7 protein-coding genes and 3 pseudogenes are annotated in these 15,161 nt (G+C 67.5%); 4 read left to right on the forward strand and 6 right to left on the reverse strand.

Annotated elements, in window-relative coordinates:
• Positions 1–96: 96 nt before the first annotated feature.
• Positions 97–327 (reverse strand): hypothetical protein, encoded by a 231-nt coding sequence (locus LY71_RS23180; RefSeq protein WP_146146166.1) that lies wholly within the window; start codon positions 325–327, stop codon positions 97–99.
• A 767-nt stretch (positions 328–1,094) separates the two neighbouring features.
• Here LY71_RS23180 and LY71_RS16845 point away from each other — a divergent pair.
• A complete protein-coding gene (locus tag LY71_RS16845) occupies positions 1,095–2,354 on the forward strand; it encodes an NAD(P)/FAD-dependent oxidoreductase (RefSeq protein WP_106279762.1) in 1,260 nt (419 codons plus the stop codon).
• Positions 2,355–3,093: 739 nt separating this feature from the next.
• Here the strand turns inward: LY71_RS16845 and LY71_RS24185 are convergent.
• On the reverse strand, positions 3,094–3,759 hold the full coding sequence (locus LY71_RS24185; protein WP_245887967.1) for an SHOCT domain-containing protein: 666 nt from the start codon (positions 3,757–3,759) through the stop codon (positions 3,094–3,096).
• Between the two features lie 1,891 nt (positions 3,760–5,650).
• Between LY71_RS24185 and LY71_RS16865 the strand changes: the two genes are divergently transcribed.
• Positions 5,651–6,157 (forward strand): transposase, encoded by a 507-nt coding sequence (locus tag LY71_RS16865; protein ID WP_211297391.1) that lies wholly within the window; start codon positions 5,651–5,653, stop codon positions 6,155–6,157.
• A gap of 1,553 nt (positions 6,158–7,710) precedes the next feature.
• Here the strand turns inward: LY71_RS16865 and LY71_RS16875 are convergent.
• From LY71_RS16875 to LY71_RS16885, 3 genes and pseudogenes are all read right to left on the reverse strand, one after another.
• Positions 7,711–7,842: pseudogene (locus LY71_RS16875) on the reverse strand (IS5/IS1182 family transposase); the annotation flags it as partial.
• A 139-nt stretch (positions 7,843–7,981) separates the two neighbouring features.
• On the reverse strand, positions 7,982–8,743 hold the full coding sequence (locus LY71_RS16880; protein WP_146146167.1) for a hypothetical protein: 762 nt from the start codon (positions 8,741–8,743) through the stop codon (positions 7,982–7,984).
• A 183-nt stretch (positions 8,744–8,926) separates the two neighbouring features.
• Positions 8,927–9,778 (reverse strand): annotated as a pseudogene (locus LY71_RS16885) (IS5 family transposase).
• Positions 9,779–10,263: 485 nt separating this feature from the next.
• Here LY71_RS16885 and LY71_RS24190 point away from each other — a divergent pair.
• Positions 10,264–10,794 (forward strand): hypothetical protein, encoded by a 531-nt coding sequence (locus LY71_RS24190; protein ID WP_170121403.1) that lies wholly within the window; start codon positions 10,264–10,266, stop codon positions 10,792–10,794.
• 229 nt (positions 10,795–11,023) lie between these two features.
• Here LY71_RS24190 and LY71_RS24730 read toward each other — a convergent pair.
• Positions 11,024–11,200 (reverse strand): annotated as a pseudogene (locus LY71_RS24730) (helix-turn-helix domain-containing protein); the annotation flags it as partial.
• Between the two features lie 351 nt (positions 11,201–11,551).
• On the opposite strand from LY71_RS24730, the gene mobF reads away from it, so the two are divergent.
• Positions 11,552–15,127 (forward strand): MobF family relaxase, encoded by a 3,576-nt coding sequence (gene mobF / locus LY71_RS16895; RefSeq protein WP_106279981.1) that lies wholly within the window; start codon positions 11,552–11,554, stop codon positions 15,125–15,127.
• Positions 15,128–15,161: the final 34 nt, after the last annotated feature.

Here is a 15,161-nt window from a genome sequence, read left to right on the forward strand (position 1 = left end):
ACGTGCCCGAGGCCCGGTTGCTGTTGTTGGCGTTGGCGATGGCCTGGAACACCTCGAGGTGCTCCAGCACCTTCCCGGGAGGCACGTCCACCGCGATCACAGCGACCACTCCGGCGCGGTCGGCTTCGCAACGGCGGGCCCGTCGGTAGAAATGATCAGAGACCAGCGGTCCGCTGCTGACCTGAACGCGGCTTGCTGACCGGGATCCAGTCCGCCAATAATGCCTACCTCGATGTTGTAGCCTTGACCTTCGTTTGCCACCGTCATTGCTCCCTTGGTAATAGCGCGGTCTCTGCTGTATTCATGCGGTGAGCGGTAGAAGGCCACCCTCGTCCCCCCGTGCCCGGTCTGCGTCGTGATACAAAGCCTTCCGGGCGTGCGTCACCGGCACGTCACCGACTCGCCATCGCTTTAAAGCTTGTCTCAAGTGGAGAGCTTCTTATAGCAGGAGAGCGTTGCGGCCAGGGTGAGTGATGCGGTGAACAGCCGGGCGCAGGGCTCATCGCGCAGGCTCAGCCGGCGGTAGCCGGTCAGCCAGGCCAGGGAGCGCTCGATGACCCAGGGGTGCCGGCGCAGCCGATCGCTGGTCTCGATGCCGCGGCGGGCGATCCGGACGTGATCTTCGACATGATTGACGGGTGAGCCGCTGACCTGCGCGGATCACCCGAACCAGCGCTTTGAGCGGCGTTTATGGGTGAGGGAGGTGGTTGACTCTTGATGGCCAAATATGGGCATCCTGCGGACTCTGTGCGGACTACGACTCCGCGACCGTCCCCTTGGACCGCTGCCCGGGGAACTTGACATCCGATCCTGGCGGGCCTCGCCTTTCGCGGCAGCGCCTCGATCCTCAGGGGGCTGATCGATCCATCTGCGCATCGCCCACTGGACGTTGGAGCGGCATCCGCCCAGGACCCAACGGCCTCGGAGCGTCATGACCGCCCGGGGCTGGGAAGTGCCGGTGACGTTCCGGTGACGCGCCTGCCTCTAGCCTCCGAGTCCCGGTCGGCGGGCTACCCACCGTCCACCGGCCCGTCGCAGCGCCGTCAATAGGCAAGTGCCGCGCCGCCTGAGGGACCGAGAAGGGACAGGTCGTCATGTCAGAGACATCCGACGTTCTTGTTGTCGGCGGCAGCCTCAGCGGCTGCACGGCGGCGATCCTCCTCGCCCGGCAGGGCCTCCGGGTTACGGTGCTCGAGCAGCACCGCGACCCAGGCCACTACAAGCGCGCGTGCACCCACTACATCCAGCCCAGCGCCACGGCGGTTTTCGAGAGACTAGGGCTCGTCCCACAGCTGGAAGCAGCCGGAGCCGTTCCGAACAGCATCGACCTCTGGACGCGGTACGGGTGGATCCGACCGCCCGACGAAAGACTTCACGGGTACAACATCCGGCGCAGCGTTCTAGACCCCATCCTGCGGCAGACCGCCGCTGCCACGCCGGGAATCGACCTCCAGCTCGGTGTCAAGGCGACGCAGCTCATCCGGGAGCAGGGGCGCGTGCAGGGAGTGCGGGGCGTCGACCACACCGGCGAGGAGCAGAAGTTCAGCTGCCACGTGGTAGTGGGTGCCGACGGGCGGCAATCGCCTGTCGCCTCGTGGGCCGGGGTGCCCACGAAGGAGAAGAAGCACGGGCGCTTCATCTACTTCGCCTCATTTGAGGACCTCCGTCTCACCCGAGGGTCACGATCATTGATGTGGCTTACGGACCCCGACGTCGCCTACGTGTTCCCCAACGACGGCGGTGTCACCGTCCTCGCCGTCATGCTCACGGCAGACAAGCTGGCCGACTTCCGCCAGGACATCGACGGCAACTTCCGCCGCTTCTTCGCGGACCTCCCGGATGCACCCGACCTCGGCCAGGCCCGGCGGGTGTCGGACTACGTAGGCGTTCCGCACTACCCGGACGTGAGCAGGAGGGCGGGAACACCGGGCCTGGCCCTGGTCGGTGACGCTGCCCTGACGACCGACTACCTGTGGGGGGTGGGCTGCGGATGGGCGCTGGAGTCCTCCGCGTGGCTGGCCGACACAGTCGGACCCGTCCTGGCTCAGCCGGCTCCTGCCGCGGCCGACGTCGACCGCGCCCTCCAGCGCTACGCCCGTCGACACCACCACGCGCTAGCCGCACACCACTTCTTCATCGCCGATCTCGCCGGCGGACGGATGCTAAACCCCCTCGAGCGCCTCATGTTCGCCGCGGCCGCGCATGATGAACGATTGGCGTCGAGCCTGGCCCACTACGGGGGAAGGCTGATTTCGCCCTGGCGGTTCCTCAGCCCCGCCAAGATTGCTCGTAGCCTGCGCGTCTCAGCGGTGGCTTCCAAAGCGACGCGAGCCCGCACCGCTGTCACCCGATAGTGACGCAAATGCGCTTGATGCGCATAAAGCGCTGCGCCCGCTAGAACGCGGCACCACAACCAGGCCACCGCTTTCGACCCGAAGACCATGCGTTATGAATTTAAGTCACCACGGTGCACGACAGGGACGATGTCGGCCGCTGTCCCTCACCTCGGCCAGCTGACCTGCGCCCCAATGCGCGGGTAGGTAGCGCGTCGACCCTCGAATATTTGGTCGTACTTTGACGTAGAACTGCCCCGGGATGCACGGCTGTGTGCGGTAATCGATGGAACCCGGGCTTGACCTGCTCCTTCAGGGTTAGGCGTCGTTGGCGGACGACGAGCGGTTCTGGCTGACTTGCGGACCTTCTGCGGACCCTGCGGTCTGTGTGCGGACCGGGAGCACGCTGCTCCGCGTGGCCATCCGAGCCGTCCTGAGGGGCAGGGAAGCCGCACACCCGGCCGACGGTGTCGGCTGCGGGAAGCGGCCGGACTTGTGTGGAGGGGCGTCGACTCCTGCGTCACATCCCCGCCGCGGGGCCCCGTGCGGCGCCGAGAAGACGCAGCGGACAGAACGCGGCATCTTCGCGAAGCCTGCCGCCAGCTACCGGGTCAACCATCAGGCCACGGCAAGTAGCTCAATGCGTAGTCCAGGGAGGCCCAGCGAGTGACAATCCTGTCACTACCGGGCAAGGGCCGCCGGCGCACTGCTCTATAGGGGTGTCCAACGGGACGAGTAAGACGTCGGCCATTGTTTGAACCTACATATTGTTCAGAAGTCGAGCCTTTGTCTCATCGAACTCCCGATGCGTAACGACGCCAGCGTCGCGAAGTTCGGCGAGCTTACGGAGTTCGTCCATGGCGCTTGCGTGCGCTGTTGATGATTCAGCCGGGGCAGGCAGTGCCGTGATGTCCTGCGCAGCAGCGTTACCTGTTCCGGTCACTTCCGCGGCGAACTGTCTGGCCACCGTCTTCAGCATAGGCGCGACGCTCAAGACCCACTGGAACTCCGGCCCAGTGATGGTCAACCACCACTCCCGGTCGTCAATCTTTTTCTGCCAGCCATGCGCCCCAGGCACTAGGGTCCGTGTAAGCGTTGAGCGAGCACTAACGGCTCCGACCTGATCCAACACTGCCGTCACGCCAGCCACCGGAAAGCATTCTGCTTCGGCTGTGAGGTTCGTAATGGATCCCACGCTGGCGAGTCCGGGCAGGCGAATAATCCGGTCAGAAAAGAGGTGGACGTCCGAAAACTCGGCGACCCGCTCCTTGCGATGTTCCTTCACGTACAACTTGAGGTCGGCTCGGTACGCCTTGTCCGCCTCGGAGCGCTTCTGCGCCTCGGTGCGGCGGTGTTCGCGCTCCTGCTGTCGTTCGGCCTTACGTTGCTCCCGCACCGCTCGCTGTCCCTCATCCCGTCGAAACATTCAGGTCTCCATCGTCAGGCGCGGTCAGCGGCAGGATCCATTACCGTTGGCGGCGAACTCCGCGGCACAGTCTGTCCACTTTAACCTGTCGAGAGGTCCTGCTAGTCACACGAAGGGATGGAACGGCCAAGCCTTACCGCTAGGTAGTCCCTTTGGGTGACGGACGCGGCCGAGGCGGTGCCGCCCACACCTGAGAACGACGAGGGCGGTCCACGAGAGCGCAGGAGGCAGGTCCGCAGCATTGGCCAAGCACGGACACCGCGAGCAGGAAGATGAGGGCAAGGTGATGCCGCTGTTCGCCGCCGGTGCCCGGGGAGCCGGAGCTAGCAGCGCCCGCGAGGTGCTGGTGGTCCCGCCGACGGCCGGCGGAGGGCGACCGGGTACGGCGAGGCCCCATCTCGGCTTCGAGCCCGGCGGCTTTCGCCTCGGCCGCTGCGTCACATACCGGCGTCAGGACGTGGAACCTCTGGCTGACCGAACATCGGCAAGCCCCGTGCCCGTACCGACAACTCGCTCCGAAGGGCCCTTTCGACCGGACGACCGACTCAAGGATTAGGAAACCGATCCAAGCGTGCTCCTGACCTGGGCTCCGCTCGCTCATTGTGGCCTTGACCTGCGGTGTTGTGCCGAGCTGATGTCTCGGTCGCCGAAAGGGCGCTCCGCGTCCCTTCGGGATGAACCTACGGCCCACCCTTCCCCCGCCCTGCGACGGCCGGAGGAGCGCCGGCTGTGAGGAAGCGGCCAGGACTGTGGACGCGGCGAGTCACCGAGACCCAGGACGGAACCACTGACGCGCTCCTGCGCGCAGTGGGTCTTGTTTCCGGCGGCCCTCGACGGGGACATCACCTCGGCGACGCCACTGTCCCCAAAGGCGGCCTATGGGACATGGGCGGCGGTGGCTGCGGACCCAAGGCCCGACCCTTAGACCGCCCGCTGCTCAGGATCTGCCGGCCCGGTCGAGGGACCTGTACCGGTGAGGTTGTAGCGGCGGCGCGCCCAGGCGCGAAAACCAAGTACGACGACTAGCAGTAGAGCGACGTTGATCAGTCCCGCCTGCCATCCCAGCGTCAAGAGTCCGACGACAAACATGATGAGCAGGAGCGGAAGTTCCTTCGCCGGAGTCCGGAGGACCGGTCCCCCGAAGTGGCTTTGCACCCAAGCGGCTCCTTGCTGCTCGTCGCGGGCCTTGCCCGCTTCATAGCGCTGCTGCCACGACCGATTCGGTCCCGAGGTCGTCATCGCACTCTCCGCCCAGGTGGTCGGGCGCGCACGGCTCCCCCCAGCGGATCGCAGCTGGCCAGCACGACGTCGCTGCCCATCTTGCGGGCTTGCGAAAGGCACCGCGATTGAGGGCCACGATCGTGTCCCATAGTGGGCCGCTACGGGACAGCCTTCGAGGCCCTCAGGCGGCGGGCCTCTAGGGAATGTCGTCGACTGGTGTTCGCTATTCCGACTGCTGACCAGTCGCCCTGCGCGCCGCACGTCTCGGACGGCTGCGACGCTCGCAGTACGCGTACCAACTGAACGCCGTGACCAGCGTGGGCGGTAGGAACGTCAGTCGGCCGTACTCGCACACCCACGACCAGCCCAGGAGCCAGGCGAGGCCGAGGACCACGCCATCGACCAGGAGGACCCAGAAGCAGAGCAGGAGTTGATCTCCCAGGGTGAAGCGATGGAGAGGTGTCGCAGGCTCTCGCCGTCGGAAGTCCTCCAGGGTCCGCGCCCGCTGCATCACGCCATCCTTCTCGGCAGACCGCCCGCTGTCCCTAATGGGGCTGCATCCGATCGGTTGTGCAGCAGGATCGGGTGTCCGAGCCGCCGGCGGGTGAGGACTGCATGTCCCGGGCCCGTTAGCCGAGGCCCACGCTCAGACCGTGCCTACGCCGCCGCGGTGCGTTCGCTGGTCACCGTGATCTACGCGCTGGTCAGCCAGACCGAGGTGCTCCACAGCGAGGTGGAGGCGGGTTTTGGCCGGCACCCGGACGCTGAGATCTGCCTGAGCCAGCCCGGGCTCGGGCCGGTCCTCGGCGCCCGGGTGCTCGCCGAGTTCGGCGACGATCCCCACCGCTACGCCAATCCCAAGGCCCGCAAGAACTACTCCGGGATGGCACCAATCACCCGCGCCTCGGGCACCCGACGCATCGTGCTGGCCCGCTATGCGCGCAACCGCCGGCTCGCCGACGCCCTCTACCACCAGGCCTTCACCGCACTCGGCGTCTCACCCGGAGCCCGCGACTACTACGACCGCCAGCGCGCCCGCGGCGCCACTCATCACCAGGCCCTGCGGGCCCTTGCCAACCGGTTGGTCGACATCCTGCACGGCTGCTTGCGCCACCACAGCCGCTACGACGAGGCCATCGCCTGGCACGCAGACTGCGAGAACACCGCCGCCGCTTGACGACTTACGGCCGTGGGATGTCTGAGTGGGCCGCTCAGAGACAGAGGCGGCTCAGGGGTCCCGCAGGACTTACGTCGCTCAAGTCAGGACGCGGAATGCCGCGGCCACCCGAACAGCATCGGTGCGAGTGCCACTCCTCTCCACGAGGGCGCACGACTCCCGCCGGGCCTGGCCGTCCACACGGCCGGTTGCGAGCGCGGTGCTGATCAGGCCGGCGAGTGCCGACTCCGCCTCCTGCCGGTTAATCCAAACCGCTTGTTCCGCGTCGCTGGCGGTGCCCGGGTACGAAGCCAGCTCCGACAGATCCTCGTACACGGACTCAAGCAGCTCGCGTGCGTGTGGCGTCAGCATGGCCCGCTGACCGTGCCACAGTCCGCCGAGGTCAAAGGGCCGGTTGGAAGCGGCAAGATGTGTCCCTTAGAAGACGTTGCATCAGTTGGTCGGTAGGCATCGGGCGCAAATGAGGGTGACGGCCCTTTGAGGCGGCCTCACTCGGGGACACATGGCCCTACCTGGAGAGGGGCCACTTCGCAGCCTCAGGTGTGGGGAAGGCAGGGCAGGGGTTGTCAATGGTTGAACCGGGCGCTCATGTCGACGGCGGGGGAGTAAAAAGCCGTGTCGGAGGGGGTTCTCGTAACCCGTAGCCGCCGGGATACTGGCTCACCGGTGGGAGGAGGCGCATGATGACCGATCGTGCGAGAACGAGTCGCGATCAACTCTCTCGGCCGGCGAAATTCCGAAAGTCGATCAGCAAGCACGCCCAGAAGATCGCGAACGGGTTCAATGAGCTTCACGCGCGGATTGAGAGTCTTGGGCCACTGCTGATCGCCGTGGTCGGGCTGTTGCTCCTCGTTGGTGTAACGACCAACGATGTCTTACCTGCACTGGTCCGCAATGCTCCTCTTCAAATGGCAATCGTGAGCACCCTGCTTATCGGCCTACCACTTCTGGCCGAGGTCTTCCTCGCGGACACGGCCGTCCCTTGGACGGTTGTTGGCCTCATGACGGTAATAGCCCTCTGTTTCGTCATCTTCACGGCAGCCTGGTCACCTACGGCGGCCACCGCCCCATTGCTGAGCGTCGGACAGGATACGCAGACTCAGTTCGTTGTCACCGCTAGTACGACTAGGTTACAGAACGACGAGCACATGTATCTACAGATAGAGTCATCGAATCAGCCTTGCACTCTGCCGAGCAAGCCTGGCGATCGAGGTTACGGCGTTATAGGGAACGGCAACGGCGACCAGCGCGTCCTTTACTCTGCGAGTTCTAACGGAGACGGGACAGGTGAAGCTTTCATCAAGTACACCTTTGCGCGATCCCTCGCGGGGGATGCGGCGTGGCTCTGTGTATGGGCAAGGACGCCACCACGGTGCGGCTGGAAGCTGGGCACTCTGTGCCTCCCCGGCAACCACCCCCTCGACTCGTACTCCTTTGTCTACCTGAACTAACGGTTGGTTGATGCCTGTTGAACTGAAACGGACGGGTTTCCTTGCGAGGTCCTGCTCGGCAGGAGACCGTGTCTGAAATAAGCCTGTACGCGGTTTGGCCTGACGGTCCGAGGTCCCGGGCCGGCCGGTGCGGCCGTGCACGGCCGGCTTGCGCGGTGGGATCAGCGGCTTGACCAGCGCCCACAGCTCGTCACTGGTTAGCCGCGGCGGCGGGACAGACACCGACGACGACATGCCCCGCACCCTGCGCCGAGCCATGACCGACCGGCGGAGCCTGAGGACCTAGTTCCGCAACGTCTTCTTATGGCCGGTACCTGGAGACGTGGACGGAGCCGCGGGACCGCTTGCGGTTGACGTCTGTCGGCGTCGGGCCTCAGCCAGGCGGCTCGTGGCGCAAGATGTCTTCAGGTGCAGCCATGAGTTGTTGCGACCTCTCGCCCTCCCACTGCCGCACTCTCAGATACTCCTCATGCAGCTCGCGGTAGCACGCTCCGACAGGTCCGGGGATCTCAAGGTCCTCGTCCGTAATCCAAAGGGTCTCGACCGCCAAGTGGGGGGCCCCGAGGACGACCACCCCCGCGTCGAGGGTCTCAGAGGCGCCGTCGCGGGTCAAAGATATCCGCACCCGATACATGTGAGTGCCCACGACGTCCTCGGGCTCGGGCACCTGCATGGAGAACTCGAAGCGGTCGGCTTGAGCGGGCTCGATCTCTTGCGCGACGTCAACGTTCAAGACCTGATTTGGCTCTGGATCGAGGGGCAGGGTCACATCGTATGTCTGGCTGACCATCAGTGCTCCCCCGGCCTCGCACACATCGAAAAAGGCATGATCGAGGATCTCGAGTCGCGCACCTTCCACCACAGAAACCTGATCGCCGACGTTCCGGATGGCGATCTGCACCCTCGGGGACACAATCTCGAACTCGCCTTCCCGCTGGCCGTTCACTATTGAGCCGTCTAGGACCGCGATGTCGACGATCTCGAGATCGGTACGAGGTTGATTCACCCACCATGTGATGGCTGCGCCCACCGCGGCGACGAGAATCGGGGCGATCACGAAGGTGGCAACCTTCTCTGCTGTCAGCCAGCGTACTGTCGTCCCCGCTCCACCGGATCGGTCCGGTTCATTCGCCATCGGGCCTCCATGGCGGCAGGAAGCAGGGTTAGGACGCTCCTGACTCAGTTCGATAGCGCTAACTAGCAGGTGGGGTGATGTTGGCCTATCTAGCGTCACGGATCCGTCACCGCGGCGTCACCACTTCGCGCCGCACTGCGAGCAGGGCGCTCGTCCTGCTGAGCTTCAGCAACTTCGGCCTGCTTAGACCACGTTGCGATAGTTCGCCGGTAGGCGTCGGGCGCAGATGAGGGGGATCGCGAGTCGGGCCAGCACGGTGATGGTCACCGCGGTGCGGTCGTAGCGCAGCGCCAGGCGTTTGTAGGACAGCAGCCAGCCGAGGGTGCGCTCGACGACCCAACGGTGGCGGCCGAGGCGGGCGCTGGAGTCCCGGCCCAGGCGGGCGATCCGCGCAGCGATCCCGCGGCGGCGCAGGTAACGGCGGACCGACAGGTTGTCGTAGCCCTTGTTGCCGTGCAACTTGACCGGCCGCCGACGGGGGTGGCCGCGGCCGCCGCGCTAGATCGCCGGCATGCCGTCGAGGATCGGCTCGACGAACAGGCTGTCGTGCCGGTTGGCGGCCGAGACCAGCACGTTGATCGGCAGCCCGTGCGCGTCGACGAGCAGGTGGTAATTGCTGCCGTGTTTCGCCCGGTCGGTGGAGTTGGGGCCGGTCAGCTCACCCCTTTCGCCCGGACGCTCACCGAGTCCAGGCTGGCCCGCGACCAGTCCAGCCAGCCCTGCTTACTGAGCCGGTCGAGCACGGCGTGGTGCAGGCGGTCGAAGACGCCGGCCTCGGCCCATTCGTGCATCCGGCGCCAGCAGGTCCTGCCCGACCCGTAGCCGAGCTCGGTGGGCAGCTTGGACCAGCCGATGCCGGTGGAGAGCACGACGGCGATGCCCTCGAGCGCGTCGCGATCGGAGGTCCGGGGCCGGCCGGTGCGGCCGTGCACCGCGGGGCGGCTGGGGCGGGATCAGCGGCTCGACCAGTGCCCACAGCTCGTCACTGATCAGCCGCTGCGGCGGGGAAGACGCCGGCGACGACTTGCACCGCAGCCTGCGCCAACCCGTCAGGACGGGATCGAGCCCGACGACCTACTTATGCAACGTCATTTTAGCGGGCACCGGCGCGCACGGCCCGCCCCTCTATGCTTAGGCCTGGGTCGTGCTGGACCCGCGCACCGCGGCGCCGAATTATGTCGCAAGCGCAGTTCAAGCAGCCGATCCTCAGCGGTGCCCTCGACTGGCATCAAGGGCTAGTGTTAACTCTTCCGGCATCCTCAGCCGCTCGCCTGTGGGCAACCCGAGAACGGCGTCAGTAGCGTCTTACGGCGCCAAGGAGGGAGCAACCGTTGCTGGCTAGTCTGCTTCCCGGCTTGAGGGAAGTGCGAACCCCGCTGGCCGTAGATTATCTGTGGCTGCTCTTGACGTGGTTGCTAATTGCCGACAGGGTGCCAAGGTTACGACCAGAAGGGGGCGGCTTAGTCTCAGCCCTATTCGATCTGCAGATCCTGCTCGGGCAAGGTGCCGTACTTGCGGCCGTGTCCTTCATCGCGTATCTGATCGGGGCCCTACTCTCACTGCCCCTGGAGGGTCCGGTTGCCACTCGCCTCTTCGATGCTATTCGGCCGGACCGCCACGGCGCCCGAGATGAGTATCAGGAGCATTTGTTCCAACTGCAGGCCTTGATCAACAGAAACCAGGAGAAACTAGGCGATGAACTGGCTCAGGCGCTTAGCGCGGAGTTGGCACGCCCTCCGAGCCGTGAAGGCCTGCGGACCAGGCTGTTAGTCGCAAACGAATCCCTATATGCCGAGTACGACCGCTTGTCCGCCGAAGCGGCATTCAGAGTGAACATCGCCCCGCCCTTGGTGGCACTGTCGTGGATTGTAGGAGCACAGGCTGGTCTTGGGTGGGGACTAGCTGGCACAGTGCTGTCGGCTTTCCTTGCGTATCAAGGCGTTCGCCGGAGAAATGTGTCAGACGAAATCTTTCGCCGCGCAGTTGTGGCAGGGGTGATAGAACTGCCCGTGGCCGCCAAGATAAAGCAAGCGATAGCGGAGGCCAACTGACCACCGTTCTCAGTAGCCGCAACGGGCGACGACAATCCAGCCCGGGCAGGGTGTAGTCCATGGCGAACTTCGCGTGCACGACCTCGGCGATGCGCGGCAACGTCCAGCACTGGTCATTCCGGCCCCAGGCGGCCGGGCCGGCGCCGAGCACCACTTGTAGTTCGTCGAGTTGCGCCGGGCTCAGCCTGCGGCGCGCCCCGCCAGGTCCCTTCGAGGCCAGCGCCGGCCGGCCGCCGGCGGTCAGCGCGCGGTGCCACCGGTTTGCTGACATCCGGGTAACCCGGAAGTGCTCGGCCACCTCCCGGTCGGTGGCCCCTTCCTCGAACCACTCGGCCGCCGCCAGCCGCACCCGCTCTCGGCGGGTGCGCTCCTCGGCGTTCAGCCCGCCACCATCGGGGTACCTCATGCCTCCGGCATCGCGCCGCCTGCCCCGACTGTCAGTAGGGCTTATAACGTCCGCCGTTAACAATCTCTCGATTGTCGGGGAGCGGGCGATCGTTGAGATCGAGCAACCCCGCAGGCAACCAACAAGCTGACCCCTGGGCCCACCCTTCGATACAATTTTCAACAGCTACCGTCAACCACAAAGCCTTTACTGAAGAACGGCACGCATGCTACCAATATAGGTAGTCCGGGCCCCGCTTTGCGGGACCCGTCGGCGTCTTCAGGGGAGACCTGTTGGCCATTGTTGGACGGCGTTGACAATGCGCGGCGGACTAAAATCTACGCCGGCCCGCCAGCCGCTGCCCGGCGGTACCTGGAGGCCGGCCGCGGACGTGCCGATGACTACTACTTGACCGAGGGCACAGGGATCGCCCGCCGCTACACCGCCACCGCCGGTCGAGTACAAGAGCTCGCGGCACTGACCGGGGACGACTACGAGTCTTGGGTGGCCGGCCGGGACCCGGACACGCGCGAACCGCGTGGCCGGCTGCGTACGGATGAGCGCGCGGTGCGATTCGTCGAGGTCGTGGTCAACGGCCCGAAGTCGTGGTCGCTGGCGGCCGCGCTGCACCCCGAGATTGCCGATGCCTATGACGCGGCCCAGGACCGCGCCGCCGCCGAGATCATCGGCTGGCTCGCTCAGCATGCGACCACCCGGGTGGGCCCGCGGGGCGAGCAGGTGCAGCTACCGGTGGAGGTGGTGGAGGCGGTGACCGTGCGGCACTACACCTCCCGCGCCGGCGACCCGCACCGGCATCTGCACCTGCAACTCAACGCCCGAGTGTTCGCCGCCGACAAATGGCGCGGACTGCACACCGTCGGCGTCCGCGATTTCCTGACCGCGATCAACGGGACCGGCCATGCCGCGATGGCGTGCGATCTCCAGTTCCGCACAGCGCTGGCCGCGCACGGCTACAGCCTCGACGCGACTGGAGAACTACAAGAACTCGCCAGTTACGTTGGGCCGTTCAGCGCGCGGGCGGCGCAGATCGGGCGCAATCTGGACCGCTACGAACGCGACTGGAGGACCGCGCATCCCGGCGAATCCCCGGGGTCCGCGCTGCGGCGGGCGTGGGATGCGCGGGCGTGGGCCGACGGCCGCCCGGACAAGATCCTTCCACGCTCGGGTGTCGACCTGATCGCACGCTGGCGGGCAGAGCTGACCGCTCTCGGCTACCGCGACCCCGGAACCCCGGTTCAGCCGCGGCCCACTCCGGTCGGGGCGCTCGACCGCGACGGCGCCGTTCAGATGATGCTCACCCGGCTGGCCGCGAGCCGTTCGGCCTGGAACGCCGCCGACCTGCGTGGCGAAGCCGAACAGCTGATCGCCGCCACTGGGATCGTCGTGGAGCCTGCGGTTCGCACCGACCTGGCCGAGGACATCACCGCCCGCGCCCTGTCCCGCTGCATGCCGCTGCTGGAGCGCGAGGGCGTGCCCGAGCGCATCCGAGCCTGGACCTCGGCGGCGGTGCTTGAGGTCGAAGCCGATCTGACCGCTCGCCTCGCCGCCCGCGGCGACTCCACCAGCTGCAATGCCGACCTCCGGCTGGACCGGATTGCCTCGCTGGAGCGGCTGGATGACGGGCAGGCAGCCATCGCGGCCGCGCTCGCGGGGTCGCGGCCCCTGGTTGTCGTGGAGGGTGCCGCTGGAACCGGAAAGACCACCACCCTGGCCGCCGCCTGCCGACTGCTGGAGCGGCAGGGGCGCCGTCTCGTCGTTGTCACCCCCACCCTCAAGGCGGCTCAGGTCGCCGCGGGCGAGGTCGGCACGGCCGCCGGGTCGGCGGCCTGGCTGGCCTTCCAGCACGGTTGGCGCTGGACCGCCGACGGCGCTTGGAGCCGGCTCACCGCCGGGCAGACCGACCCCAGCACGGGTGTGGTCTACGCCGGGCCGGCCGACGACGCGCGGCTGCGACCACGGGATCTCCTCGTAATCGACGAGGCCCCCATGCTCGACCAGGACACCGCCCGCGCCCTGTTAGCCGTCGCGGACGAGGGCGAGGTCCGGATCGCGCTGCTCGGCGACCGTCACCAGCTTCCTGCGGTGGGCCGCGGCGGCGTGCTCGACCTCGCCGTCCGCGCCGCCGATCCGGCCGCCTGCCTGACTTTGGAGGCGGTGCACCGCTTCGTCCGCACCGACGAGGCCGGCCCTGCCGTGCCCGACACCCAGTACGCCGAGCTGACCCTGGCCATGCGCGGCGGCGTCGATCCTGGCGCGGTGTTCGACGCTCTGCACCTTCGGGGTCAGATCCGGCTACACCCCGACGCCGCTGCCCGGCTCGAGGCACTCGTCGCCGTCGCCGCCGCTTCAACTCTTGATGGTCATGCGGTGACCGTGGTGGTCGGCACCCGGGAGCAGGCCGCCGAGCTCAACGCCGCCATCCGCGACCGGCTGGTCGCCGAAGGCCGAGTCGACGACACCAGCGTCGTCATGACCAGGGCGGGGCAGCGGATCGGCGCCGGGGATCGGATCGCCACCCGCCGCAACGACCGCACCCTGGGCGTGGCCAACCGGGACACCTGGACGGTCGCCGCGGTCACCCCGCACGGGAAGTTGGTCGTCACCCTCGTCGGCCCCACCAGGGGTAACGTCACCCCAGATGTCACCCCGTCCGGCCCGCCCGGCCGGGTGCTGCCCGCCGGCTACGTCGCCGAGCACGTCGAGCTGGCCTACGCCTCCACCGCGCACGGCGTCCAGGGCGACACCGTCCCCGCCGCCCACATGCTCATCGGCGAGCACACCGCCGCCGCAGCCACCTACGTCGGCATGACGCGCGGTCGCACCGCCAACACGGCTCATCTCGTGGCTGCTGACCTCGCCGCAGCTCGCGCACAGTGGATCACCGTCTTCGGCCGCGACCGCGCCGACCTCGGCCCCTCTCATGCCGCCGAGCTGGCCGCGAGCGAGGCCGCCCGTTACGCCCGACTCCAACCGCTCGCGCAGGTGCTCACCGATCTGCACAGCGCCTGGACGGCCGAGCAGAGCTGCCTTGACCGGCTCGACGCGCTGCAGCTGCGCCGAGAAGTGCTGCGCACGATCGTCGCGGCCGACGCCGACCACGCCTCCCAGCTGCTCGCGCTGGAGGACCGGCAGCGGCAGGCGGCGATCGCCGCGAGGCAGGCGACGGACAGAGCCGCGGCCAGCGGCGCGGTCGTGACCGCCGAGGCCGGCCGCCTCCGTGACACACTGCTCACCCGGTGGGCGGCCCAGCGTGAGGATGCCCATCGGGCCGCCCAGACCGTCCTCCACGACCCGGGCCGGCTCCGCCGGCGCCGCGGAGCGTTCCGCCGGGCGGAAGAGCAGCTGACCGGCTGGGCCGACCGTTGGCGGACCTACCTGTCCAACCTGCCCACCGAGCCCCGTCGGCTCGCCTCCGTCGCTTCCTCGCCCGACGACCGGCCACGCCTCCAAGCGGCGTTCGATGACGCCGCCCGCCGCATATCCGAGGCTGCCCATCCCGAACAGGCCCGGCTTCGCGCGGCCGCTGACGCCGCACAGGCCGTACACGGCCACGCCTCACGAGCTCTGGATGAAGCGCGCCGCCGGCAGGAGGACCGGCTCAGCCGCCTCACCGCGCACGGGCAATTCCTGGGCGCTTCCGGTCGGCTGGCCACTGCCCAGGATGGCGTCACCGCCGCCGAGCACGAGCTGGCCGCCGCCCGGGCGCGCATCGCCGAGCTGACGTCCGACCCGACACTGTTGGCCCAGCCGCCCGACCGCCTGACGCAGGAACGCGATGCCTGGCGCGGCCGCCGGAACGCAGAGCGGGCCGAGCGCCAGGCAACCCCCTCCTCGCCGCTCGCGCCGCCACCGACCGACGGCGTTCGACCGCCGAAGCCGGTTCACCTGACGCCGTCACTCGGCAGGAGCCCGAGCATCGGCTGTTGATCGGAGCACCGCCGCTCATGAGCTCACGGGCCGC

This window comes from Geodermatophilus tzadiensis (genome assembly GCF_003002915.1).
GTDB lineage: Bacteria > Actinomycetota > Actinomycetes > Mycobacteriales > Geodermatophilaceae > Geodermatophilus > Geodermatophilus tzadiensis.